The 25,397-nt window shown below is 65.1% G+C and carries 21 protein-coding genes and 1 pseudogene; 5 read left to right on the top strand and 17 right to left on the bottom strand.

The features are described 5' to 3' along the window. Positions 1 to 12 precede the first annotated feature (12 nt). Positions 13 to 1,434, bottom strand: coding sequence for an amidase (locus QA639_RS08450; RefSeq protein WP_283089535.1), 1,422 nt, complete (start codon positions 1,432 to 1,434; stop codon positions 13 to 15). 223 nt (positions 1,435 to 1,657) lie between these two features. Here QA639_RS08450 and QA639_RS08445 point away from each other — a divergent pair, with 223 nt between their 5' ends. Together QA639_RS08445 and QA639_RS08440 are read left to right on the top strand one after the other, a co-directional pair. Continuing rightward, a complete protein-coding gene (locus QA639_RS08445; protein ID WP_283089534.1) occupies positions 1,658 to 2,572 on the top strand; it encodes an ankyrin repeat domain-containing protein in 915 nt (304 codons plus the stop codon). 299 nt (positions 2,573 to 2,871) lie between these two features. After that, positions 2,872 to 3,690 carry a class I SAM-dependent methyltransferase gene (locus QA639_RS08440; RefSeq protein ID WP_038377577.1) on the top strand — a complete coding sequence of 273 codons (819 nt, stop codon included), beginning with the start codon at positions 2,872 to 2,874 and terminating at the stop codon, positions 3,688 to 3,690. Positions 3,691 to 4,042: 352 nt separating this feature from the next. Here the strand turns inward: QA639_RS08440 and QA639_RS08435 are convergent, their stop codons facing one another. From QA639_RS08435 to QA639_RS08385, 11 genes and pseudogenes are all read right to left on the bottom strand, one after another. Beyond that, on the bottom strand, positions 4,043 to 4,609 hold the full coding sequence (locus tag QA639_RS08435; RefSeq protein ID WP_244482525.1) for a c-type cytochrome: 567 nt from the start codon (positions 4,607 to 4,609) through the stop codon (positions 4,043 to 4,045). Between the two features lie 89 nt (positions 4,610 to 4,698). Further along, the gene (locus QA639_RS08430; RefSeq protein ID WP_283089533.1) at positions 4,699 to 6,408 is read right to left on the bottom strand and encodes a pyrroloquinoline quinone-dependent dehydrogenase; all 1,710 of its coding nucleotides are present in this window, start codon (positions 6,406 to 6,408) and stop codon (positions 4,699 to 4,701) included. A 406-nt stretch (positions 6,409 to 6,814) separates the two neighbouring features. Further along, a complete protein-coding gene (locus QA639_RS08425) occupies positions 6,815 to 7,753 on the bottom strand; it encodes a carbohydrate kinase family protein (protein ID WP_283089532.1) in 939 nt (312 codons plus the stop codon). Positions 7,754 to 7,762: 9 nt separating this feature from the next. Continuing rightward, on the bottom strand, positions 7,763 to 9,415 hold the full coding sequence (locus QA639_RS08420) for an FGGY-family carbohydrate kinase (RefSeq protein WP_283089531.1): 1,653 nt from the start codon (positions 9,413 to 9,415) through the stop codon (positions 7,763 to 7,765). 42 nt (positions 9,416 to 9,457) lie between these two features. Beyond that, positions 9,458 to 10,231: an SDR family NAD(P)-dependent oxidoreductase gene (locus tag QA639_RS08415; protein WP_283090559.1), complete on the bottom strand. Its 774-nt coding sequence runs from the start codon at positions 10,229 to 10,231 to the stop codon at positions 9,458 to 9,460. 93 nt (positions 10,232 to 10,324) lie between these two features. Further along, positions 10,325 to 11,332, bottom strand: a complete 1,008-nt coding sequence (locus tag QA639_RS08410; protein WP_283089530.1) for an ABC transporter ATP-binding protein — start codon at positions 11,330 to 11,332, stop codon at positions 10,325 to 10,327. A 16-nt stretch (positions 11,333 to 11,348) separates the two neighbouring features. Further along, positions 11,349 to 12,179, bottom strand: a complete 831-nt coding sequence (locus QA639_RS08405; protein ID WP_069279505.1) for a carbohydrate ABC transporter permease — start codon at positions 12,177 to 12,179, stop codon at positions 11,349 to 11,351. Between the two features lie 4 nt (positions 12,180 to 12,183). Next, positions 12,184 to 13,055, bottom strand: a pseudogene (locus tag QA639_RS08400) (carbohydrate ABC transporter permease). Between the two features lie 209 nt (positions 13,056 to 13,264). After that, on the bottom strand, positions 13,265 to 14,578 hold the full coding sequence (locus tag QA639_RS08395; RefSeq protein ID WP_050386839.1) for an ABC transporter substrate-binding protein: 1,314 nt from the start codon (positions 14,576 to 14,578) through the stop codon (positions 13,265 to 13,267). 415 nt (positions 14,579 to 14,993) lie between these two features. Then, complete coding sequence (locus QA639_RS08390) at positions 14,994 to 15,947, bottom strand: sugar-binding transcriptional regulator (protein ID WP_283089529.1); 954 nt, start codon at positions 15,945 to 15,947, stop codon at positions 14,994 to 14,996. Between the two features lie 9 nt (positions 15,948 to 15,956). Then, positions 15,957 to 16,622 (bottom strand): HAD family hydrolase, encoded by a 666-nt coding sequence (locus QA639_RS08385; RefSeq protein WP_283089528.1) that lies wholly within the window; start codon positions 16,620 to 16,622, stop codon positions 15,957 to 15,959. Between the two features lie 114 nt (positions 16,623 to 16,736). Between QA639_RS08385 and ybaL the strand changes: the two genes are divergently transcribed. Together ybaL and QA639_RS08375 are read left to right on the top strand one after the other, a co-directional pair. Then, entirely contained in the window at positions 16,737 to 18,458 is a 1,722-nt protein-coding gene (gene ybaL, locus QA639_RS08380; protein WP_283089527.1) for a YbaL family putative K(+) efflux transporter, read from the top strand. Between the two features lie 61 nt (positions 18,459 to 18,519). Continuing rightward, positions 18,520 to 18,753: a hypothetical protein gene (locus tag QA639_RS08375; RefSeq protein WP_283089526.1), complete on the top strand. Its 234-nt coding sequence runs from the start codon at positions 18,520 to 18,522 to the stop codon at positions 18,751 to 18,753. Between the two features lie 86 nt (positions 18,754 to 18,839). Here the strand turns inward: QA639_RS08375 and QA639_RS08370 are convergent, their stop codons facing one another. The 5 genes from QA639_RS08370 to QA639_RS08350 all read right to left on the bottom strand — a co-directional run bounded on the left by QA639_RS08370 (position 18,840) and on the right by QA639_RS08350 (position 22,061). After that, positions 18,840 to 19,064, bottom strand: a complete 225-nt coding sequence (locus QA639_RS08370) for a hypothetical protein (protein WP_016843345.1) — start codon at positions 19,062 to 19,064, stop codon at positions 18,840 to 18,842. Positions 19,065 to 19,115: 51 nt separating this feature from the next. Continuing rightward, complete coding sequence (locus QA639_RS08365) at positions 19,116 to 19,391, bottom strand: chaperone modulator CbpM (protein ID WP_283089525.1); 276 nt, start codon at positions 19,389 to 19,391, stop codon at positions 19,116 to 19,118. After that, the gene (locus QA639_RS08360; RefSeq protein WP_283089524.1) at positions 19,388 to 20,290 is read right to left on the bottom strand and encodes a J domain-containing protein; all 903 of its coding nucleotides are present in this window, start codon (positions 20,288 to 20,290) and stop codon (positions 19,388 to 19,390) included. Before QA639_RS08360 ends, QA639_RS08365 begins: the two co-directional genes overlap by 4 nt. A 125-nt stretch (positions 20,291 to 20,415) precedes the next feature. After that, entirely contained in the window at positions 20,416 to 20,598 is a 183-nt protein-coding gene (locus tag QA639_RS08355) for a hypothetical protein (RefSeq protein ID WP_050386906.1), read from the bottom strand. A gap of 83 nt (positions 20,599 to 20,681) precedes the next feature. Then, on the bottom strand, positions 20,682 to 22,061 hold the full coding sequence (locus QA639_RS08350) for a hypothetical protein (protein ID WP_283089523.1): 1,380 nt from the start codon (positions 22,059 to 22,061) through the stop codon (positions 20,682 to 20,684). Positions 22,062 to 22,729: 668 nt separating this feature from the next. Between QA639_RS08350 and clpB the strand changes: the two genes are divergently transcribed. Further along, positions 22,730 to 25,342, top strand: coding sequence for an ATP-dependent chaperone ClpB (clpB, locus tag QA639_RS08345; protein ID WP_283089522.1), 2,613 nt, complete (start codon positions 22,730 to 22,732; stop codon positions 25,340 to 25,342). Positions 25,343 to 25,397: the final 55 nt, after the last annotated feature.

Raw genomic sequence — 25,397 nt, 5'->3', positions numbered from 1 at the left:
GCGCCGACAACATCAGGTCGGCCAGCGACCAAGCAAGTCGCTCGCCGCCTCGAACAACGCAGCAACGCGCAACAGTTCGGCATCGGCCCGGAAGCGGCCGACCAGGTGCAGTCCGATCGGCAGGCCGTCGCGACCGAAACCTACGGGGATGCTGACGGCGGGATGCCCGGTCATGTTGAACAGCATGGTCCAGGGAAACCAGTGCGGCCGCACGCTGTCGAAACTCCGGCCATCGATCTCGATCGTGCCGAACAGGTCCTGGTCGATCGGCAGCGCCGACCGGGTCAAGGTCGGCATCGCCAGGAGATCGCCGCGCGCGAACAGCGACTGCACCCGGCGGAACAGCACGGTGCGCTCGAACATCGCCCGCTGGTAGTCGACACCGCTGACCTGCGCCGCCAGCGCGAGCTGCTTCAGGAAGGTTGCGCTGAGATCATTCGGATGATCGGCCGCGAGCTTCTCGAAGCGGGTGCGCCAGACGGTGTGGTTGATCGCACGCCAGATCGGCTCGATGTCAAAGCCGTCGCCGGAAAACTCTTCGAGCTCGGCCCCGAGGCTCGCCAGCCCGTCGAGGCTGGACTTGAACGCCGCGGCCACATCGGACGTGACCGGGCGCCCCGGCGGCGACACGCAGAACAGCACCCGCCGGCCCTTGAGGTCGCCACGCGGCGCGGCAAGCCCGAGATAGTCAGGCACCGGCACCCCGATCGACCAGGGATCCGACGGATCCTCTCCCGCCATCGCCTGCATCATCAGCGCCGTATCGGCAACGGTGCGCGTGGTCGGTGTGACATAGGTCTGGTTGCCGAAAGCGTCCTGCACCTGGCTATGCGGGATCACCCCGTTGCTCTGCTTGATTCCGACCACGCCGTTGCAGGCGGCCGGAATCCGGGTGGAGCCGCCGCCATCGGTCGCAACCGCCAGCGGCGCGATGCCGCTCGCGACCGCGACCGCCGCGCCGCCGCTGGAGCCGCCACTGGACCGCTCGGCACTCCATGCATTGCGCGTCCGTCCGAACAGCGGCGAATCCGTCAGGCACTTGCTGCCGAACTCCGGCGTCGTGGTCTTGCCGATTAATATGCCGCCCTGGGCACGGAGGCGGGCCACGGCGACGGCGTCATTGTCGGGCACGTTGTCCCGGTACGGCACCGCGCCGAAGGTCGTCCGGACGCCTTTGGTGTTGACGATGTCCTTCACCGTGAAGGGGATGCCGTGGAGCAGACCGAGCGGCTCGCCAGCCGTGATTTGCCGCTCGGCGGCTTTCGCCTGCGCCATCGCCGCATCGCCGCACAGCGTGATAAAGCAGTTCAATTCGGGTTGCAGCCGCTCGGCACGGGCGAGCACCGCGCGCGTAATCTCGACAGGCGAGACCTCCTTGCGGGCGATGCGCCCACGAAGCTCAACGGCAGACAGCAGACACAGATCGTCGCTCATTTGGGCGTGGACTCGCGTCAAAGATGGTCGACGGACGCATCGTGCCGCGTGGCATGCCGCAAGTCCATCGGCTCGGACGCATGGCGTGCCGCCACGGAGCCGCGACGGCGCATGGCCTGCCGAATCGGCGGGCCCTTCCCTGCCGCGCGGCTTGGCAGCGACCGAGGATCATGCGACGCTCGAACCGAATGGCGCTGCTGTCAGCATGACGGAGGACCACGCCTTGTATCGCCACATTGCCCTCGCCGCGCTGATCGTTGCCGGCAGCGTGCACGGCAGCCTCGCGGGGCCCGATCCGGCGCGGTGCCGCGAGCTGATCCGCAAATACGAAACCGACAAGGCCCAGCTCAGCGCGGTCGAGATCTCGCTGTCGCTGTTTGCGGCCGCCAACGCCGATTGCATCAACCTTGCCACCGAGCTGCTCGATCACGGCGCCTCGGTCGATGCGCGGGACCGGCTGGGCGCAAGGCCGCTGAGCCACGCCGCCCGCTCCGGCCATCTCGCGATGGTCGACCTGCTGCTGGCGCGCGGCGCGCCGCTCGATGCGCGCAACCTCGCGGGATCGACCGCGCTGTACTTTGCCGCCGAGCGCGGCCATGTCGCGATCGTGCAGCGCCTGATCGACCGCGGTGCCGACGTCAATCTCACCGGACGCAGCGGCGCCTCCCCGGTCGCGGCCGCGGCCTATGCCGGCAGGGACATGGTGGTGCGCATGCTGCTGGCGCACGGCGCCGACGGCCGCAAGGCAGACGACACCGGCAAGCCGCCGGTCGTCTATGCCGCGGCGGGCGGCCAGCTCGGCATCGTCAAGCAGCTGCTCGCGCGCGAGATCGAGATCAACGTGCGCTACGCCAACGATCTGACACTCCTGATGTGGGCCGCCGGCCCTGACGAGACCGTGCCGGAGGCGCAGGCACTGGAGGTCGTCTCGTACCTGCTGGACGCCGGCGCCAAGGTCGACGACCGCGATGCGCGCGGCCGCACGGCACTGATGATCGCCGCCGAGGGCAATCATCCTGCAATCGCGAAGGCATTGCTCGCTCATGGCGCCGATGCGGCGCTGGCCGACAAGGCCGGCAAGCATGCCGCCGATCTCACCATCCTGTCGGCGCTGCGCGAGGAGCTGACGCCGCGTTGAGGCATGATGACCGTGCTCCCTCTCCAGAGAGCTGGGGTGAGGGTCTATCACCGCGTACACAGCAAGAGATGGGTTTGCGGAGACTCCCCCTCACCCGGATCGAGTCTCACGATGCGACATAGCCGAAGCTCTGCTTCGGCGTTCCAGGGCATGTACTCATTAAGCGGCAGCGGCTGAAGAGCGGACATTCCCTGAGGTCGCAGATGGGCCATAAGCAGACTCCCTTGCAGCTTGCCATCCAATAGGCCAGCATCAACACTCAAGACGTTCGATACTTTCCACTCGCGGTAGGGGAAGTCATGTCGGTCCACGAACATTGGCAAATGGATGCCAGCGCGCCGGAACTCTACGAACGCTATCTTGTACCAGCCATTACTTCGGTATGGGCGAGTGACCTGCTCGACCGCATCGCACCTAGGCAAGGCGAAAGCGTGCTCGACGTCGCCTGTGGGACCGGCATAGTCGCGAGGTCGACGCAGCAACTAGGCTTGGCGGGACGAGTGGTTGGCCTTGACCTCAATACTGCGATGCTCGCAATTGCGCGCTCGAAATCTCCAAAAATTGAATGGGTTGAGGGGAGCGCGCTTGACCTTCCGTTTGAAGCAGACTGCTTCGACGTGGTGCTTTGCCAACTTGGGCTTCAATTTTTTCCAGACCGGCTTCTTGCGCTAAAGGAAATGGTGCGGGTGCTGAAGCCCGCAGGACGCGCTGGGTTCAGCGTCTACAGCGCAATTGAGAAAACTCCAGCAGCACACGCTTTTGTGCAGGCACTCGATAAGTGCCTGGGAAAAGAGGCGTCGCGCACCAAACGTTCCGAGCACCTCTCTTGCGATGCTCAGGAGATTGCCGATTGGACGAAACAGGCGGGCTTTGATTTTGTCGATGTGGCCGCTGTGACCCAACAGATTAAGTTCCCGTCAATGTTGGATTATGTCCGCTTTCAGCTCACGGCAACGCCGATGGCTGGCCTCTTGAAGGACAAAGAGGCGCTTGAGCGGGAGCGGCTAATCATCTCGATTTCCGAGGATGCTGCCTCTCGTCTCGACCATTCGATGCTGGCAGGTGGCAAGTTGACATTTCCGCAGCAATCGTTCGTAGCGATTGCTTCCCTCCGCTAATGTCTGTTTTGGGTTCACTTTTGGACGCCGCGCGAGCGAGCGCCAAGGTTAGCAACGGGCCAAGAACCAGTGAGGCTGAGCGGTCTGACGGCAGCTGGCTCGACCTCCCCCGCAAGCGCATGGCAATCGCATATGGGCTCGATAGCTCCACAAAACTCGTCATGCCCGGCCTTGTGCCGGGCATCCACATCTTGGTTTCCGCGAAAGACGTGGATGGCCGGGACAGGCCCGGCCATGACGGCGCGGAAACACCGGTGCTGGAGCCATATGCGATTGCCCTGCCCGCAAGCGGGAGAGGGAGCGCACCTCCATCGCGCGCTATCCGACCTCATCCCATTAGCCTGCCCGCCGCTCACAGCCCCGCCAGATACTCCACCAGTGCGGCAAGGTCGTCGGGCGACGTTGCCAGCATCAGGTCGGACATGCCGGGATTGTTGCCGCGCGCACGGGTGCGGAAATCGGCGATGGTCTTGGCGAGGTAATCCCGCCCCATCCCGGCCAGCCGCGGCACCGTGCCGTCGCCCTGGAAGCGATCGAGATGGCAGGCCGGGCAGCCGACCGAGCGGCTGGCGCTGACCGCCTTCTCCGCCACGTCCTTGGGCGCACGCGGCTGGCCGAGGTCAGGCCACGGCTTCTGCGAAAAATATTCCGCGATCGCCAGCATGTCGTCGCGCTCGAACTGGGCCGCGATCGGCTGCATGATCTCGCTCTTGCGATCGCCGCGCTTGAAATCGCGCAGCTGGATGTAGAGATAGCCGGCCTGCTGGCCCCAGATCGTCGGAATGGTCTTGTCGACCGGCTTGCCGCTCTCGCCGTGGCAGCCGGCGCAGACCTGTACTTTCTCCTCAATCGTCTCTGCGCGCGCCTGCGCCGCCATCAGCAACAGCGCGACGCCGCAAATCATCCATCTACTGAACATCTGCTCATCCGTAGAAAACAGAGGCGGGACCGAACCGGTCCCGCCTCGCCGTCAATGTTTGCACGCGTGATGATGCATCAGGCCCAGGCTCAGTCGAGCGTGAAGGCGATGATGTTGTTGCCGCGCTTGTAGTCGAGCTGGGTGTTACCGCCCGCACCGACCACGATATATTGCTTGCCGCCGACCATGTAGCTCGACGGCGGCGCATTGACGCCGGCGCCGGCGCGGAAGCTCCACAGCTCCTTGCCGTTCGACGAATTGTAGGCCGCGAACTTGCCGTTGCCTTCGCCCGTGAAGACCAGGCCGCCGGCGGTGGCGAGGATGCCGCCGATCATCGGCTCGGGCGTGTTGACCTGCCATTTGATCTTGCCGTTGTTGTAGTTCACCGCGGTGATGTTGCCCGCCTGCTTCTCGCCCGGGATCACCTTGAAGGCGCCGCCCAGCCACAGCTTGCCGTTCGGATAGGCCGAGCTCTCGACGTGGTAGGTCATCGGCTGGTGCAGGTTGATGGCGTAGGCCAGCTCCTGTCCCGGATCGGTCGCGATCGGCGACCATTCGACGCCGCCATTGGCGCCGGGCAGCATGCGCGCGCCTTCCTTGGTCGGCAGCACCCACATGTTCTCCTGCGGCACCATCGCCTCGGAGAAGCGGATCAGGCTGCAGTCCTTGCGATCGTGCACATAGATGTGCCCGGTCTTGCCGGCATGGATGACGCCGGGAATCGTCTTGCCGCTCTTGTCCTTGACGTTGACCAGCACCGTCGGGCTGACCGCGTCGAGGTCCCAGACGTCATGGGCGATGTACTGGAAATGGCAGACATACTTGCCGGTGTCGAGATCGAGCGAGACCAGCGAGTTGGTGTAGAGGTTGTCGCCGGGCCGGTTCGAGCCGTCGAGGTCGGGCGACGGGTTGCCGACGACGAAGTAGATCCGGTTGGTCGCGAGATCGACCGACGGGTTCTGCCACACGCCGCCACCGAGCTTGGCATAGGGATCGCCGATCTTGGCGAGCATGTCCTTCTCGGCCTGGATATTGCGATGCATGTCGCGGCCGGTGGCGTCCTTGGTCGCCCAGACACCGACGGAGTTCTCCGGAATGGTGTGGAAATTCCAGAGTTGCTTGCCGGTCTTGGCGTCATAGGCGCGCACGAAGCCGCGGATGCCGTATTCGCCGCCGTTGGTTCCGATCAGCACCTTGTCCTTGACCACGGTCGGCGCCATCGTCTCGCTGTAGCCGAGCTCGGGATCGGCGATGTTGGTGGTCCAGACCACCTCGCCGGTCTTGGCATTCAGCGCCATCAGCTTGGAATCGAGCGTCGCCAGATAGACCCGGTCGCCGAGCACCTGGACGCCACGATTGTTGGGACCGCAGCAATAAACCGTGATCGGGCCCATCTTGTGGGCATAGTGCCAGAGCTGCTGACCGGTCTTGGCGTCGAGCGCATAGACATGGCTGAACGACGTCGTGACGAACATCACGCCATCGACGACGATCGGAGATGTCTCAAGCGATTCCTTGACGTCGGTCTGGAAGATCCATGCGACGTGCAGGTTCTTCACATTGTCCCGGCTGATCTGCTTGCCCGGATAGAATCGCGTCTGGGCATAGTTGCCGTTGGTGAGCAGGAAGTCCCTGGTGCTCTTGTCGGCGGCGTTGAGCTGCTCCTGGGTCACCGAAGAAACATTGGCGTTGCCGAGGACCGACTGCTTCTCCTGCTTGACTTCCTGCGCGATGGCGGCGCCCGACAACAGGCCAACGCCGAGTGCGGCGGCGAATGCCGCAATCCCTTTCACATACATATCTTCCCCCGTTATTTCTTGGTTGCAATATTAGGGATGCGTGTCTGCTACTTCCCTTCGAGGCCCGGTCGCCCTGGCGAGCCCGCAACCCATTGCGTGGCCTGGTTGCGCTGCAATAGACGATCAAAAAAAGACGACGACAGGTATCGATGGATGGGTTCCATGTTAGCGCGGTCTTTCACAAAGACAACCGATGCGCTCAAAGCGAAGCCGAAGCAGCATGACTTCGCACGCTCGAAACGCAGCGATCGCGGGTTGGCATCAAATCCGAGCGATATCGGGTGCTTCGGACGCCTTCACGCATCGCCGGGCAGATTTGCCTTCGCAGGCGCAGCACGCAAAATGAGACTAAGCGTCAAGCGACGGCATCGCGCGGGAGGCAGCGCCGGCTGAGGCCGTGCATGGCCTACCAATAGTCGGCCGGCAACTCCCGGCTCCGCGGCGGATCGGCGCCGGGCCGCGTGCAGGTGAAGGCGGCGCATTTGCAAGCAAAGGACAGCGCACGGGTCAGCTCGGCCGCGGAGACGTCGCGCAACCGCGGCTGCGCGATCCGGTCCAGCCGATGCAACGCGGCGAGCAGCGCCGCCTGAAAGCTGTCGCCGGCGCCGATCGTATCGACGACGTTCACCACCGGCGCTTCGGCCGCGATCGGTCCGGCCTTGCGATGCCAGGCACAGGCGCCATCATTGCCGCGCGTGATGACGACGAGCGATGCGCCGCCCGACAGCAGCGCCTCGGCCCGCGCAGCATGGGCCTCGTCACCGAACAGATAGGCGAAGTCGACGTCGGACATCTTCACGATGTCGGCCTTGCCGCAGAACGCAAGCATGCGCGCGCGATAGGCGTCCTTGTCCTTGACGAGGTTCGGCCGGCAATTCGGATCGAGCGAGATCGTCACGTTCGGCCGCGCATCCTCGATCAAGGCCAGCGTCTCCGCAGCACCCTTGTCATGGACCAGCGTGGTCGAGCCGGTATGCACGCAGGTGACCTCGTCAAGCGCGACCGCATCGCGCCGATAGGTCCAGTTCCGCGATGCGGTGTCGGCGTCGTAGAAGGCGTATTGCGTCTCGGTGCCGGTGACGCGCGCAAAGGCCAGCGTGGCCTGGCGATTGCTGCGGGTGGCGCGACGAAGATCGACGCCGGACGCCGCGGCATGATCGGCGATCATCCTGCCGAAGGTGTCGGTCGAGATGCCGCCGACAAAGCCGGTGGGAACATCGAGCCGGGCGCTGCCGATCGCGATGTTGAGGCAGGAGCCGCCGACCGCGGGCGTCATGGCCTCGCGTCCATCCGCCGTCTTCGACGGCAGGAAATCGATCAGTGCATCTCCGCAACTCAGCAGCATGGGCAAACCTTACGTCGGCGCTTCGCCGGGCGCCGGCCTCATCGCCTCGCGGCTGTCGCGGTCAAGCTCTCGCAGCATCTTGTGCACGCCGCGCTTCTTGCGGTGGAACTCGGCAAGTTCCGGCCTGGTCGGCTCGCTCAACCGCCCGAGCGCCGACATGCCGGCCATCGCCGCATTGATCGAATTGTGCGCACCGCTGGCGACCGCGCCCAGCATCGCGGCGCCGAGCAAGACGGGTTCCTGCGTCTGCGGCAGCGCCACGGTGTAGCCTGTCGTGTCGGCCATGATCTGGCGCACCAGGGGGCTGCGGCTCGCGCCACCGCCGATCACGATGGTCTTGCCGTTGACGCCATGCGCCTGCAAGGCGTCGATGACGTCGGCAAGGCCATAGGCCAGCCCGCACAGGCCGGCGATGAACAGCCGCTCCAGCGCCGATACGTCGGTGTCGAGATCGAGCCCCGCGATCACTGCGCGCGAGCCGGGATCGGCATAGGGCGAACGGTTGCCGAGAAATTCCGGCAGAACATGAACGTTGCGCGCGAGCAGCGCCGCAACACCGGCATTGCCGCTGCGCGCCAGGATGCGCCTCTCGAGATATTCGATGACGTCGACGCCGTCGGTCTTCGCCGCGAGCGCAACCCCGGCGTGCGCCGGATGCGACTTGAGCAGGTGATCGATCGCAGCGCCGGCCGCGGATTGGCCGCCCTCGTTCAGCCAGAAGCCGGGCACCATACCTTCGAAATACGGCCCCCAGACGCCGGGCACGAAGCAGGGATCGACCGTCGTCGCCATGATGCAGGCCGACGTTCCCATGATGTAGGCGAGCCGTTGGCAGACATCGACCTCGGCGCCTGAGCCATCGCGGCCGCCGATCGCGCCAACGCCGCCGGCATGGGCATCGATCAGGGAAGCACCGACCGCGGTTCCCGGCACAAGGCCGAGATCGCGCGCGGCATCCTCGGACAGCCCGCGGCCGAGCGGCGAGCCGGGCGGCACGATCTCGCTGCCGATCCGCCCGAAGCGGTCGGCCGCGAGCGCCTCGAGCCCGACCCGCTCGAAAAAGGATTCGCTCCAGCCGCCCTCGCCCGCGACATAGGTCCATTTGCAGGTGACCGTGCAGGTCGAGCGCGCCAGCGAGCCGGAGGCGCGGAACGACAGATAGTCGGCGAGATCGAAGAAATGCCCGGTGGCCTCGAAGGTCGCGGGCAGATGCCGCTTCAGCCAGAGGATTTTCGGGATCTCCATCTCCGGTGAGATGGCGCCGCCAACATAGCGCAGCACCTTGTCGCCGGTCGCGTTGACGAATTCGGTTTCGTCCATCGCGCGGTGATCCATCCAGACCACGACATTGCGTACGGGATCGCCGGACGGGCTGACGGTGAGCGGCCGGCCCGCTCTGTCGAGCACGACCAGCGAACAGGTCGCGTCGAAGCCTATGCCTTTGACGTGTTCGGCGGCAACCGCAGCCTCCCGCATCGCATGGCGCACCGAGGCGGCGCAGGCCGCCCAGATGTCATCGGACGATTGCTCGACGATATCGCCGGGCTCGTGCCAGACCCGGATCGGATGCCGGGCCGACCCGAGCAGCTTGCCCGACTCGTCGAACACGCCCGCCCGGGCGCTGGTGCTGCCGACGTCCACCCCGATATAGGCTTGCCGCATGACCGCTCTATCTTCCGTTGAGCATGATCCCCGGGCGCAAGCCTACCAGCAAGTGTAGCCGCCATCGACCAGAACGATGCTTCCGGTCATCAGACTCGCCGCCTCGGACGCCAGGAACAGCACCACGGAGGCGATCTCGTCGACCTGCCCCATCCGCGCCATCGGGGTTCCACCGATCCAGGCGTCGTACATTCTAGGGCTGTTCTTCACGAAGGCATTCAGCGGCGTCTCGATATAGGTCGGCGCCACGGCGTTGACGCGAACCCCGCGCGCGCCCCATTCGGCGGCGAGCGATTTCGTCAGGTGATGCACCGCGGCCTTGGAAGCGTTGTAGAAGCACTGTTCCTGCGGCCTGTTGACGATGAAGCCGGACATCGAGCCGACATTAACGATGGTGCCGGATTTCGCCTTCAGCATGTGATTGCCGAAGGCGCGGCAGCACCAGAAGGTGCCGTTCAGGTTGACGTCGATGACGTTGAGCCAGTGCTCGTCGGTCACGGTTTCCGCCGGCGTCTCGCTGCGGGCGATGCCGGCATTGTTGACGAGGATGTCGACCTTGCCATACTTGCCGACCAGTTCGTCGGCGACCGCGGCGACGCGAGCGGAATCCGTCACGTCCATCAGCGCGATGTCGGCGTCGAAGCCCTTGGCCTTCAGCGCCGCCTGCGCGTCATTGGCAACCTTGGCGTCGCGGTCGCCGATGATGACCTTGGCGCCGGCTTCGGCGAGCGCCTCGGCGCAGGCGAGCCCGATGCCCTGACCCGCGCCGGTGATGATGGCGGTCTTGCCGCCGAGCCTGAATTTCTCGAGATACATTTTCTTCTTCCTTAGCTTCTTCTTGAGCATGATCTGTTCGGAAAACCGCTTCGCACTTTGCGCTAACGCGGCCCTCCGAGTCCGGATCATGCTCTACGCGTGAATCGATTTTCCGCCGTCGTCGAAACGGTGGATGCGCGCCGGATCCGGGATCAGCGACACCCGGTCGCCGGGATGCAGGTCGAGTTCGCCGACATAGCGCGCGGTCAGCATTCCCAGCGGTCCGGCGTCGACATAAAGGAAGGTGTCGCTGCCGAGATGCTCGGCGACCGAGACGGTGCCGTGCCAGCCGCCCTGCCCGTCGCGCTCGACCCTCAAATGCTCGGGCCGCACCCCGATGGTCGCGGCGCCCTGCTGCTTGGCGATCTCACCGGTGACGAAATTCATCTTCGGCGAACCGATGAAGCCGGCGACGAACAGGTTGGCCGGCTTCTCATAGAGCTCGAGCGGCGAACCGTATTGCTCGATCTTGCCGCCGTTCAGCACCACGATCTTGTCCGCCATGGTCATGGCCTCGACCTGGTCGTGAGTGACGTAGATCGCCGTGGTGCCGAGCTGCTTCTGCAAGCGTGTCACTTCGAGCCGCATCTGCACCCGCAGCGCGGCGTCGAGATTGGACAGCGGCTCGTCGAACAGGAACGCCTTCGGTTCGCGCACGATGGCGCGCCCGATCGCGACGCGCTGGCGCTGGCCGCCGGACAGCTCGCGCGGCTTGCGGTCGAGATAGGGTGTCAGGTTGAGCGTCGCCGCGGCGGCCTCGACCTTGCGGTTGATCTCGTCCCTGGCGATGCCGGCCATCTTCAGGCCGAACGCGATATTGCCGCGCACGCTCATATGCGGATAGAGCGCGTAGGACTGGAACACCATCGACAGCCCGCGCTTGGCCGGCGGCACGTCGACCACATTGCGTCCGTCGATCAGGATGGCGCCGCCGGTGACATCCTCGAGCCCCGCGATCAGCCGCAGCAGCGTGGTCTTGCCGCAGCCGGACGGACCGACGAAGACGACGAAGGAGCCGTCGGCGATGTCGAGATCGGCGCCCTTGATGATGTGGACCGGCCCGAACGATTTTTGCACACCCTGCAGCGTAATCTGACCCATGGCGAAAGCCTTTCTGCTACTTGACCGCGCCGAAGGTCAGGCCGCGGACGAGCTGCCGCTGACTGAACCAGCCGAGCACGAGAATGGGCGCGATCGCGAGCGTCGACGCCGCCGACAATTTCGCCCAGAACAATCCTTCCGGGCTGGAATAGGACGCGATGAAGACAGTGAGCGGCGCGGCCTCGAGCGTCGACAAATTGAGGGTCCAGAACGCCTCGTTCCACGCCAGGATCAGGTTGAGCAGCAACGTCGAGGCGAGCCCCGGCACCGCCATCGGCGTCAGCACGTAGATCAGCTCGCGCCCGATCGTGGCGCCGTCCATCCGCGCCGCCTCGAGGATGTCCTTCGGGATCTCCTTGAAATAGGTGAACAGCATCCAGATCACGATCGGCAGATTGCCGAGGCACAGGATGAAGATCAGGCCAGAGCGGGTGTCGAGCAGGCCGAAGGTGCGGTAGATCAGGTAGATCGGCACCAGCACGCCGACCGGCGGCATCATCTTGGTGGACAGCATCCAGAGCAGCACGTCCTTGGTGCGCTTGGTCGGCGAGAACGCCATCGACCACGCCGCCGGGATCGCGATCAGCATCGCGATCAGCGTCGAGCCGCCGGCGATGATGATCGAGTTCAGCGCGTGGTGGAAATAGTCGCTGCGCTCCTGCACCGTGGCGTAGTTCTCGGTGGTCCAGTGGAAGAACAGGAACGAGGGCGGGATCGCGAACGCCTCGAGCTCGGTCTTGAAGCTCGCCAGCACCATCCAGAGAATCGGGAAGAAGATCAGGAAGCCGACCAGCCAGGCCGCCACCGTCGAGATCACCTTGCGCCGTGTCGTGACCATCCGCGCCATGACGTTACGCCTCCAGATTCCGGCCGACGATACGGACGAGGAAGAAGGCGACGATGTTGGCGAGCACCACCGCGACCAGGCCGCCCGCCGAGGCGCTGCCGACGTCGTACTGGATCAGCGCCTGCGAATAGATCAGGAAGGCGATGTTGGTGGTCTGCAAGCCGGGGCCGCCGCCGGTGGTGACGAAGATCTCCGCAAACACCGTGAGCAGGAAGATGGTCTCGATCAGGATCACCACGGTGATCGGGCGCGCCAAGTGCGGCAGCGTGATGTAGATGAAGGTCGAGATCGCGCTCGCGCCGTCCATCTCGGCCGCCTCCTTCTGCTCCTCGTCGAGCGATTGCAGCGCGGTGAGCAGGATCAGGGTCGCGAATGGCAGCCATTGCCAGGAGATGATCAGAATCACCGAGAACAGCGGCGCGTCGTTGAACCAGTCGATCGCCGGCAGCCCGAACAGATGCGCGATCCAGGCGAACAGGCCCGACACCGGATGCATCAACAGGTTCTTCCATACCAGCGCGCTCACCGTCGGCATCACGAAGAACGGCGCGATTACCATCAGGCGGACGATCGAGAGCCCGACCACCTGCTGGTCGAGCAGCAGCGCCAGCGGCACGCCAAGGATGATCGTGATCGCGAGCACCGAGCCGACCAGCACCAGGGTGTTCTGCAATGAGGCGAGGAAGGCCGGATCGGTCAGGAAATAGCGGAAATTCTCCAAGCCAACGAATGATTCAGAGCCGGGATCGAGCAGATTGTAATGCAGGGTCGCGAAATAGATCGTGAGCGCCAGCGGCACGATCATCCAGATGAACAGCAACGCCACCGCGGGCGTGGCAGCGTGCGTGCGAGCAGTTGGGTCTGCTGGGTCGCCATCCCCGCCTCCTTCTCAAGGAAAGGAGCGACCATCCCGCTGCGGGACAGGATGGTCGCAAGTGGCCCAGCTCGGGAGGTCTAAGCTGGTCGGGCGGCCAAGGCGGCTGTCGCGCCTTGGCTATCGAGTCGCGGCTTTGTTTTGAGCATGATCTTTTCGGAAAACCGCTTCACACTTTGCGCTAGCGCGGCCCTCCGGGTAAGGATCATGCTCACTTGATGTAGCCCGCGCGCTTCATTTCGCGCTCGGTGGCGGACTGCGCCGCGGTGAGCGCCGCATCGACGGAGGTCGAGCCGGACAGCGCCGCGGAGAACTGCTGGCCAACCTGGGTGCCGATGCCCTGGAATTCAGGGATCGCCGCATACTGCACGCCGACGTAAGGCACCGGCTTCACCGTCGGCTTGTTCGGATCGGCGGCATCGATCGAGGCCAAGGTCAGCTTGGCGAAGGGCGCGACCTTGAGGTAGTCGGGGTTCTTGTACAGCGAGGTGCGCGTGCCCGGCGGCACGTTGGCCCAGCCTTCCTTCGACGCGACCAGCTTGGTGTAATCCTTGCCGGTCGCCCAGGCGATGAACTTCTCGGCCGCGTCGACCTTCTTCGAACCGGCAGGAACCGCGAGACTCCACGCCCACAGCCAGTTGGCGTTCTTGCCGAGCCCGGTGTTCGGCGCCAGCGCGAAGCCGACCTTGTCGGCGACCTTGGATTCCTTCGGATTGCTGACGAACGACGCTGCGACGGTGGCGTCGATCCACATCGCGCATTTGCCGGCGTTGAACAGCGCGAGGTTCTCGTTGAAGCCGTTGGAAGAGGCGCCGGGAGGGCCGGCCTGCTTCATCAGGTCGACATAGGTCGTCAGCGTCTTCTTCCATTCCGGCGAGGTGAATTGCGGCTCCCACTTCTCGTCGAACCAGCGCGCGCCGTAGGAATTGGCCATCGCGGTCAGGAACGCCATGTTCTCGCCCCAGCCGGCCTTGCCGCGCAGGCAGATGCCGTAGACACCGGCGGACTTGTCGGTCAGCTTCTTGGCGGCGTCGACCACGAAGTCCCAGGTCGGGCTCTCCGGCATCTTCAGGCCAGCCTTGTCGAACAGGTCGGTGCGATACATCACCATCGAGCTCTCGCCGTAGAACGGCGCGGCGTAGAGCTTGCCGTCGACCGAGACCGCATCCTTGATCTTGGGCAGGAGGTCACCGACGTCGTAATCGGCGCCGAGCTTGTCGAGCGGCACCAGCCAGTTCTTCTTGGCCCAGATCGGCACCTCATAGGTGCCGATGGTGAGCACGTCGAACTGGCCGCCCTTGGTGGCGATGTCGGTGGTCACGCGCTGGCGCAGCACGTTCTCCTCGAGCGTCACCCATTTGACGGTGATATCGGGATTCTTCGCGGTGAATTCGCTGGTGAGCCCCTGCATGCGGATCATGTCGCCATTGTTGACGGTCGCCACCGTCAGCGTGGTCTGGGCGATCGAGGGGGCAGAGATCAAAACAGCAGCCGCGCCCGCAACGGCGCAAAGGACGTTTTTCAAGGTGACCTCCCTTATGTCACGTTGAGCATATGCCCACGTGTTGAGCGTATGTTCATCCCGTCGCCAAACTTTGTCAAGCGCGCGGGAGCGCCGTCCCGCGCGATAGCGGGTTCCGCTGCACGCTGGAATGGAGCTGCTTGCGGAGGCGAAGAGAGCGGCTGACGCCTGAGAAGTCGAACTGCGACCACGACGGGACCGCACTCCCTCGCCCCATTCTTACGGGGAGAGGTTGGGGTGAGGGGCTCTCTCCGCGCATACGGACCCACAGGAATGCGTGGAAACTCCCCCTCACCCGGAACGCATCTGACGATGCGTCATAGCCGAAGCCTTGCTTCGGCGTTCTTGAGAACGGCCGCCGAAGGCGGCCTATGCCTCTCCCCGCAGGCGGGGCGAGGTGAAGCCCGATCCGTGGCGCCTAGCGGTCCAGCACCGCGCGCGCGGTGGCCTCATCGGTGATGAGGCCGTTGACCACCCGGCCCGCCAATGCGGCCTTGATCGACGGCACCTTGGCGGCGCCGACGGCTGCCGCGATCGTGGTCGCTTCCGCGGGGATCTGCGGCGGAATGCTCGTCAGCCGCTTGTTGGTGCCGCCCTTGATCAGGCGGCCCTTGGTATCATAGGCCCAGCCGGTCACCTCACCGACCGCGCCGAGCCGCATCATCTCCAGCAACTCCTCGCGGGTGACGAAGCCGTCGACATGGACCTGGGCCTTCTGGTCCATCTGGCCGATGCCGATCAGCCGCAGATCGGCCTTGGCGGCGACCGCCCTTACCCGCGCGATCGGATCGATGCGCACCATGCGGTTACGCTCGTCCTCGCTCGACATCAGGAACGGCAGCGGCATCGGGTAATGGCGCGCGCCGGTGCGGTCGGCGAGCCGTCCCACCGTGTCGTAGAAGCTCGCCGAGCCGTCGGCGGAGATGTTGCCGACCAGCGAGACGATCTGGTGATCGGGCCGCTCGATCGGCGAGACCCGCTCGACCGCGGCGCGCACCGCGCGGCCGGTGCCGAGCGCCACGATCACGGGCGTCTCCGAGCGCAGCGTCGTCTCCAGCAGATTGGCGCTGCGCTCGGCGATCCCTGCATTGGACAGCGGCGCCGCCGGATCGGTCGGCACGACGTCGCAATGCACCAGATCGAACCGTGCCTTCAGCCGGGAAGCCAGCTCCATGCAGGCCGCGATGGGATGTTCGAGGCGAAACGTGATCAGCCGCTCCGCCAGGCACAGCGACACCAGGCGCTGCGCCGAGGCGCGCGACACCTGCAGCATTTTCGCAATCTCATCCTGGGTGTGGCCGGCGATGAAATACAGCCAGCCGGCGCGCGCCGCATCGTCGAGGCGAGACTTTTCGTTGTCGGGCGCAGCCATCGTCTTGCGTCAGCCTTCCATCCAGAAATCCGTCATCGCAGCGAAGATTCGATCCGCCCCGGCCTGCCGCAGCAGAGCACTGCCATCCGCCAACCGATAGTGGGCGCCGCCGACAAATCCCCACACTTTCATGCCCGCCGCCTTCGCGGCCATCACGCCGCTGACGCTGTCCTCGATCACGAGCGTGCGGCGCGGCGCAGCGCCCATTGCGCCTGCCGCATGCAAGAACAGATCGGGGGCCGGCTTGCCGTGCTTGACCATCTGCGCGGTGTAGAGCCGCGGCCCGAAGCTGGCGGCGAGGCCGGTCAGCTCCAGCGAGAACTTCACCCGATCGAGATCGCTCGACGAGGCGACACAATATGGCAGCCGCAATTCCTTGAGCACCGCCGCGATGCCGGCGGTCGGCTTCAGCCGGGAGCGGAAGGTCTCACGGACCTGCAGCGCCAGGTCAGGCAGAAACGTCTCGGGCAACGGCTTTCCGACGCCCCGGCAGTAGTCGACCACGGCCGCGGTGCTGCGGCCGAGGAAGAGTTCGAGCGCCCGCTCGGTGCTCATCTCGATGCCGGTCTGGACCATCGCCTCGGCAAGACAGCGGCAGCTCAATTCCTCGCTGTCGACGAGCACGCCGTCGCAGTCGAAGATGACCAAATCAGTCTCGGGAAGCCGCGGATCCATCCCGGCATGAGATCATATGCTCACGTTATGAGCAATAGATCACAATTTTCGCGCGGAATGCCGCGCCTCAAATGGTCGCGGTGCACCGCCAGGGATGCTGTGCGACAAGGCGAAATGCCGCATGACACACCTCTGATCGCGACCATCGTCGCGGGCCTCGGCCTCGCTTTTGTCTTCGGAACCATCGCCCAGCGCTTTCGGGTTCCGCCACTGGTCGGTTATCTGCTCGCGGGCGTGGCAGTGGGTCCCTTCACACCCGGCTTCGTTGCCGATCAGGCGCTGGCAACCGAGCTCGCGGAGCTCGGTATCATTCTCTTGATGTTCGGCGTCGGCCTGCATTTCTCGCTGAACGATCTGTTGTCGGTGCGCGCGATCGCGGTGCCCGGCGCGATTGCGCAGATTGCGGTCGCCACATTGATGGGCCTCGGCCTCGCGCTATTGATGGGCTGGACCGTCGGCGCCGGTCTGGTGTTCGGCCTCGCGCTGTCGGTCGCAAGTACCGTCGTGCTGTTGCGCGCGCTGCAGGAGCGCCGCCTGATGGACACCGAACGCGGCAAGATCGCGGTCGGCTGGCTGATCGTCGAAGACCTCGCCATGGTGCTGGCGCTGGTGCTGTTCCCGGCGGTGGCGAGCTTGCAGGGCGGCGATGGCGCGGCGCTCATCTCCGATCCGCTCGCCGCCCGTTTCGGTCTCGGGCTCACCGGCGTGCTGGTGCTGACGCTGATCAAGATCACCGTGTTCATCGCGCTGATGCTGGTGGTCGGGCGCCGGCTGATCCCGTGGGTCCTGCACTACATTGCGCATACCGGCTCGCGCGAGCTGTTCCGGCTGACCGTGCTCGCGATCGCGCTCTGCATCGCGTTCGGCGCGACCAAGCTGTTCGGTGTCTCGCTGGCGCTCGGCGCCTTCTTCGCCGGGATGATGCTGCGGGAATCGCCGCTCAGCCAGCGCGCGGCCCAGGAGACCCTGCCGCTGCGCGATGCGTTCGCGGTGCTGTTCTTCGTCTCCGTCGGCATGCTGTTCGATCCACTCAGCGTGGTTCGCGAGCCCTGGCCGTTCGCAGCGACTTTGTTCGTCATCGTGGTCGGCAAGTCGATTGCCGCCCTTCTGATCGTCGTGCTGTTCCGTCATCCGATCGCAACCGCCCTGATGATCTCGGCGAGCCTCGCCCAGATCGGCGAATTCTCCTTCATCCTGGCCGAACTCGGCGTTGCGCTCAATCTGCTGCCGAAGGCCGGCCGCGACCTGATCCTGGCGGGCGCGATCTTCTCGATCATGCTCAACCCGCTGGTGTTCGCGGTGGTCGACTGGCTGACGTCGCGGCTCGAGAAGCCGCAGGCTTCCTCGCCGACCGCCGCAGCCTCTGAACCGATCCCGGTCACCGAATTGCAGGATCACACCATCCTGGTCGGCTACGGCCGGGTCGGCAGCATCGTCGGCGATGCGTTGCATCAACGCAGCGTGCCGTTCCTCGCGGTCGAGGCGTCCGACGACATGGTCGCCAAGCTCAAGGAGCGCGGCATCGAAGCCCTGATGGGCAACGCCGCGCGCGCCAGCGTGCTGCGCGCGACCAATCCGGCCGCCGCGCGATCGCTGGTCATCGCCATTCCCGAAGCCTTCGAGGCCGGCCAGATCGTCGAGCAGGCGCGCGCCGCGAATGCCGAGATCCAGATCATCGCCCGTGCGCATTCCGACGCCGAGGTCGATCATCTCAAGGCACTTGGCGCCGACATCGTGATCATGGGCGAGCGCGAGATCGCCCGCGGCATGATCGAGGAACTCGACAGGGCGCGTCGGGCTGCGATGCGAACGGCCGAGCAGGATTCGGCAGCTTGAGATAGATTGCGCTCGCCGTACCGATGCGCGCCGCGCGTCACGCGATGAGGGAGATCGAGCGATGGCCTTCAAGAGCCCGCATATTTCGCTGGTGTCGTTCTCGGTCGAGATCGGCGCCGCTGACACGACAAATATCATGCAGATCGAGACCGACCTGCATCTGAACACCCGTCATCCGAGCTATGACGCGGCCGCCGTGGAGCGGCTGGTGCGTGACGCACAAGCCTATCTCGTCGGCAATGCTGGTCAGGTCACCCGGATCCGGCTGGTCTCCACCCGCGGCGGCCAGACCTGAAGCCTCCTTATTCGAGCATGATCTCCGCGCAAACGCTTCGCATTTGTCGCAAGGGAAAACCGGCTTCCACTATTCCGGATTATTCCCTAGCCGCCAAGGAATGCCGGCGCCAGGTCTTCCTGCACGATGATGTTGGCGGCTTCCGTCGTCAGCTCGCTGCCGACCAGGTCAAGATTCTTGGCGGCCTCGAACAGCATCGAGCGGACGTCGTCCGGCGTCAGCACGCCTTTCGCGATCAGCTTGCGCACCAGCGCCTGCAGGATAAGAACGTCGATCTCGCCATGCGCCAGCGGCGTCGGCTTGTCCGTCATGATCGTCTCCCAGGCTGATCCCAAGGCTGAGGTTCGTCGCAAGTGAGGCGCCTAGCGCGGTGTTGATGCCATGTCCTTGTGCAATTGTTCGAACGCGCGGCGCAGGCCGTGCAGCTGATCGACCAGATGAAGGATGACGTCGATGCCCTCGTCGTTGACGCCGAAGTCGCCCTTCAGGTCGCGGATCAGATGCGCGCGCGCCACGTCGGTGTCGGAGAAGCTGATCTCGCTGGTGGTCTCGTCCGGCACCAGCCATTGCTGCTCGATCCAGAACTCCAGGGTCTGCACCTCCAGACCCGCATCGATGAGGAACTGCTGCTTGTTCATGATGCACCATCCTCGCGCGGATCGAATGCCTTTCGATCCCAGTTCGACACAAACGCCTCGAGCTCGGGATCGGGTCCCTTGGGCAGGACCACCTTGAGCTTGACGAGTTCGTCACCCTGGCCACCGCCAACGCGGGGCGCGCCCTTGCCGCGCAACCGCATGGTCGTGCCGGTGTTCGATCCCTTCGGAACCGTCATGGTCACGGCCCCCGTCGGCGTCGGAACGCGAACTTTTCCGCCGAGCACCGCCTCGGACAGCGAGATCGGCAGTTCCAGCGTAATGTCGTCACCCTCCCGGGTGAAGCGCGGGTCGGGGCGAACTTCCACCTCGATCAGCGCATCGCCGGGACCGCCCTTGCCGCTGCCGGGCATGCCCTTGCCGCGCAGACGAATGATCTGGCCATCGACGAGCCCCGGCGGGATCGTCACGTCGAGCGTACCGCCGTCGGGAAGCGTCAGCCGCTTGCTCGCACCGGTGATCGATTCCGCGAAGTCGATCGCGAGAGCGTAATGCAAATCGCGACCGCGCCGGTTGGCGCGCGCCTGCTCGCTGCGCCGGAGCAATTCGGCGAAGGCGTCGTCCTGGTCCATGTAGTCGGCATAGCCGGAGCTGTCGGCATAGGGATGCCCCGCATCGGCGGTGGCGAAATCCCGGTAGTAGCGATGCTGCGGTCGCTCGGCGCCATCCGCATCGATCTCGCCGGCGTCGAAGCGCTTGCGCTTCTCGGCATCCGAGAGCAGATCGTTCGCAGCCGCGACTTCCTTGAATTTGTCTTCGGCCGCCTTGTCGCCCGGATTGAGATCCGGATGCAGCTTCTTCGCCAGCTTTCGATAGGCCTTCTGGATATCGGCCGCAGACGCCGTCGGGGCAACGCCAAGGACCTCGTACGGATTTCTCACAACCTGCTCCGCAACACCGTGAGTGCACCTGCAATCATGAGGGCGCAAAAGCAGGCGATTTGCAAGTGCGCAGGCGCGCCGCCCGGAAGCGGCCGACGCAGCATGCGCTCACGTCACATGACGAGTCAGGATGTATGTCCGGGGTCCAGATAGTTCGGCATGTTCTTTTGCTGCTGCGGCGTCATCTTGGCAGTATCCGGCTTACCCGGCACGCCCCGCGGACCGAGCAGGGCCCGCTGTATGTCGTCCTCGCTCAAACGCGGCTTCCCATCGTCGAGCTGTCCATCGCCGCCGTGCCTCTGTGCCATGACCAACCTCCAGTGATGATCGCTTGCACAGGCGGGACAATACCGCGCTCCGCCGGAACGAGCCAGCGGAGCGCGGACGTGCCCTAGTGTTGCTCCTGCCGCTTCTCCTCCGCGGGATGACCTGCCGCGGGCGCGGCATGCGGAGCGGCGTGCGGCTCCGGCCGTGCCACCGGCTGGGGATGGGCGGCCTGCGGCTGCGGATGCGGCTCAGGGCGCGCCATCGTCTCCGGTCGCGGTTCGGGCCTCGCTGGCTCGGGCCGCGCGACGGGCTTCGCGGCAGGCTCGGGACGCGGCTCTTCCTTGCGCACCTCTTCGGGTCGCTTCTCCTGCACGGCAGGCCGCGCCGCTTCTGCAGGATGCGGCTCGAGCTTCGGCTCGGCGGCAGGCGCTGCGCGCTTCTCTTCGACCGCGGGCCTGTTCACTTCGGCGGGCGGATGCGCCGCAACGCCCTTCTCGGGAACCGGAAGCGCGTGGGATCCGGCAGGCGCCGGCGCAGCAGGATGCGGCTCGGCCTTGGTCTCGGGAACAGGTGCCGCGCGCTTCTCCTCGGCCGCGGGCTTGTTCGCCTCGGGCGGATGCGCCGCCGGAAGCTCCTTTCCCGGGACCGGGAGCGCATGGGAGGCAGCCGGTGCTGTTGCGGGTACGGATGCAGCTCCCGGGTGCGCCGGCTCCCCGGCCGCCGGCCGTGCGGCGTTGGCAGGCACCGCCTCGCCGGCCGGCCGCGCGCGAACCACGCCCGGTCCCTTCAAGTCGCCGGGACGCGCCGTTGCGGCGACTGCGGGCACGCCATTGTTGGTCCGCTTGAACAGGCTCGGATCCTGGCTTGCGGTCTCGACCTGCTTGCGTTGCAACGGCGTCGCCGCGAAGTGCTGCTCCTTGGCGATCGTGCGCTCGGCCGGCGTCGGCCGCACCTCGATGCCGCCGCGGCCGCCATTGTAGCTGACGTTGTTGACGGTGGTCTGATTGATCGTGACGTTCTTCTCGTAGACGTTGGTGATCCGCGCGCCCTGCAGATTGTTCACGGTGCGATTGTAGAAGAAATTGCCGTGATCCCAGCGGCCGCCTTCATAGCCCGAGCCGCCGTAGCCGAACCCGTAATTGATGCCGCCATAGAAGCCGACGCGATCACCCCAATAGCCCTGGTGGAAAATGAAGCCGCCGCCGAACGCGCCCCAGTAGCCGGGCGTCCACAGCAGTCCGACCCGCGGCGGCTGCACCCAGGTGCCCGGCACCCAGTAGTAATCGCCGCGATCCTCATCCCACGACCAATTGCCCGGCGACCACATGTAGCCGGGACCAGGCACCGGCGGCTGATCGTAGGTCGGCAACGGCGGCGGCGCAGTCTCGACGGCAGAGACCGGCGCGCACGCCGCATCCTGCGCGATTGCGGGCACGGCGGTCGCAGAGAACAGCGCCGTGGCAATCGCTGCACACGACACGGTCGAAAGGAGACGAGTTGTCATTGGGAGCCTCTTCGATTAGCACGTTCGACGTGAGACGGAACAAAAGTTCCGTGCGTCGGCAATGCACCGACACACTTCATCGCTAGCGCCCTGACCTTACACCAGCCTGAAACGCATCGACGCAAACGGAAACGCGCTCGTCCGGTATTCATGGTCAGTTCAGAGTGCGCCGTGATGCAACGTTGCGCGATGCAGTGGAACATCGCGCGTTGCTTCTCTGCATCATCGATGCAAGCTGCGCGAATCGCGACGTGATCGATTCCGATAGCGTGTCACGATCATGACTTTGGCCTTTGTACGATCACGGCGATCCATGCTCATCCAGCACTCGCTTCGCGAGCCCGGCGATCTATCGAACCGCAATCAGCGCGACGCGTGCATCCGGCTTGCCGGCGCGGCTGTAGCAGTGCCAGCGGATGAGTGCCAAAGACGAACATCAACCCTCGCAACGGCTTAATCGCAGCATCCCAGCGAGCGCGCTCCGCGATTGACACTCTCCCGAAAGGACCACACGATGCGAGATGCGGCAGCCTTTGGCCCGCGGTTTTCCGCCGGCGCAATTGCACGGGGCTGTTGCATGATGGATGTCATCGTTCCGCCATCTGTCGCCGGCGGGACTGCGTGGCTGACTTGATCTCGACGAGCCTGCGCTGCCTTGAGGTGCCACGATGAACATTGAAAAATATACCGATCGCGTTCGCGGCTTCATTCAGTCGGCACAATCGCTCGCGATGCGCGAGGGCCATCAGCAGTTCTCGACGCTTCACATCCTGAAAGTGCTGCTCGATGATCCCGAAGGCCTCGCAGCCGGCCTGATCGACCGCGCCGGCGGCAATTCGCGCGCGATCCTCAAGGCGACCGAAGAGGCGCTGGCGAAGGTACCGAAGGTCAGCGGCGCCGGCTCCGGACAGATCTATCTGGCGCCCGAGACCGCGCGCGCCTTCGCGGCGGCGGAACAGGCCGCCGACAAGGCCGGCGACAGCTTTGTCTCGGTCGAACGCCTGCTGCAAGCACTCGCAGCCGACAAGGACAGCGAGGCCGGCAAGCTGCTCGCCAAGGGCGGTGTCAATCCGCAGAACCTGAATGCGGCCATCAACGCGCTGCGCAAGGGCCGCACCGCCGACAGCGCATCGGCCGAGAACGCCTATGACGCGCTGAAGAAATACGCCCGCGACCTCACCCAGGCCGCGCGCGACGGCAAGCTCGACCCGGTGATCGGCCGCGACGAGGAGATCCGCCGCACCATCCAGGTGCTGTCGCGGCGGACCAAGAACAATCCTGTGCTGATCGGCGAGCCCGGTGTCGGCAAGACCGCGATCGTCGAGGGCCTCGCGCTGCGCATCGTCAACGGCGACGTGCCGGAAAGCCTGCAGGACAAGGCGCTGCTCGCGCTCGATCTCGGCGCGCTGATCGCCGGCGCAAAATATCGCGGCGAGTTCGAGGAACGGCTGAAGGCAGTGCTGCAGGAAGTGACCTCGGCCGAGGGCGGCATCATCCTGTTCATCGACGAGATGCACACGCTGATCGGCGCCGGCAAGGGCGACGGTGCGATGGACGCATCCAACCTCCTGAAGCCCGCGCTCGCCCGCGGCGAGCTGCATTGCATCGGCGCCACCACGCTCGACGAATACCGCAAGCATGTCGAGAAGGACGCGGCGCTGGCCCGGCGCTTCCAGCCGGTGTTCGTCTCCGAGCCGACGGTCGAGGACACCATCTCGATCCTGCGCGGTTTGAAGGACAAGTACGAGCAGCATCACGGCGTGCGCATCGCGGATTCAGCGCTGGTCGCAGCCGCCACGCTGTCGAACCGCTACATCACCGACCGTTTCCTACCCGACAAGGCGATCGACCTGATGGACGAGGCTGCGGCGCGGCTGAAGATGCAGGTCGATTCGAAGCCGGAAGAACTCGATTCGCTCGACCGCGAGATCATCCGGCTGAAGATCGAGCAGGAAGCGCTGAAGAAGGAGACCGATCTCGGCTCCAAGAGCCGCCTGCGGACGCTCGAGAAGGATCTCGCCGACCTGGAAAAGAAATCGGCGGACATGACGTCGAAATGGCGGTCGGAAAAGAGCAAGCTCTCCGATGCGCAGAAGATGAAGGGCGAGCTCGAACAGTTGCGTACCGAGCTTGCCAATGCGCAGCGCAAGGGAGAATTCCAGAAGGCGGGCGAACTGGCCTATGGCCGCATTCCCGAGCTCGAGAAGAAGCTCGCGGCGGTCGAGGCCAGCGAGACCTCGTCCGCCAGCGAGACCGTGACTGCCGACAATATCGCGCAGGTGGTGTCGCGCTGGACCGGCGTTCCGGTCGACAAGATGCTGGAAGGCGAGAAGGACAAGCTGCTGCGCATGGAGGAGATGCTCGGCAAGCGCGTCGTCGGCCAGGCCGAGGCGGTGCGCGCGGTGTCGACCGCGGTGCGCCGTGCCCGCGCCGGCCTGCAGGACCCGAACCGGCCGATCGGCTCGTTCATGTTCTTGGGACCCACCGGCGTCGGCAAGACCGAGCTTGCAAAAGCGCTTGCCGAATATCTGTTCGACGACGAGACCGCGATGATCCGCCTCGACATGTCCGAATACATGGAGAAGCACTCGGTCTCGCGGCTAATCGGCGCGCCTCCAGGTTATGTCGGCTATGACGAGGGCGGTGCCCTCACCGAAGCGGTGCGGCGGCGGCCTTATCAAGTGGTGCTGTTCGACGAGATCGAGAAGGCGCATCCCGACGTCTTCAATGTGCTGCTGCAGGTGCTCGACGACGGCCGCCTGACCGACGGCCAGGGCCGCACCGTCGATTTTCGCAACACGCTGATTATCATGACCTCGAACATCGGCGCCGAGTATCTTGTCAACCAGCCGGAAGGCCAGAGCACGGGCGCGGTGCGCGAGCAGGTGATGAACATGGTACGGGCGCACTTCCGCCCGGAATTCCTCAACCGGATCGACGAGATCATCCTGTTTCATCGGCTGCAGAAGAGCGACATGGGCCGCATCGTCGAGATCCAGTTCTCGCGGCTGCGCAAGCTGCTCGAGGATCGCAAGATCGAGCTGGAGCTCGACCCGAAGGCGCGCGACTGGCTGGCGGAGAAAGGCTGGGACCCGGCTTACGGCGCCCGCCCGCTGAAGCGGGTGATCCAGCGCAGCGTGCAGGATCCGCTGGCGGAGATGATCCTTTCCGGCGACGTGCGCGACGGCTCAGAGGTAAAACTCTCGGCCACCAGGGCCGGCCTCACCTTCAACGGCAAGAAGCCGGAGAACGCAGCGGCGGACGAATTCGAACCGGTGTGAGACAGGCCCGATTGCCCACGACGCGCTGTCATCGCCGCGTCGTCTGGGCGCATCA

This window comes from Bradyrhizobium pachyrhizi, assembly GCF_029714545.1.
GTDB classification, from domain to species: Bacteria; Pseudomonadota; Alphaproteobacteria; order Rhizobiales; family Xanthobacteraceae; genus Bradyrhizobium; species Bradyrhizobium pachyrhizi.
This window is presented reverse-complemented; position numbering and strand designations above follow the sequence as displayed.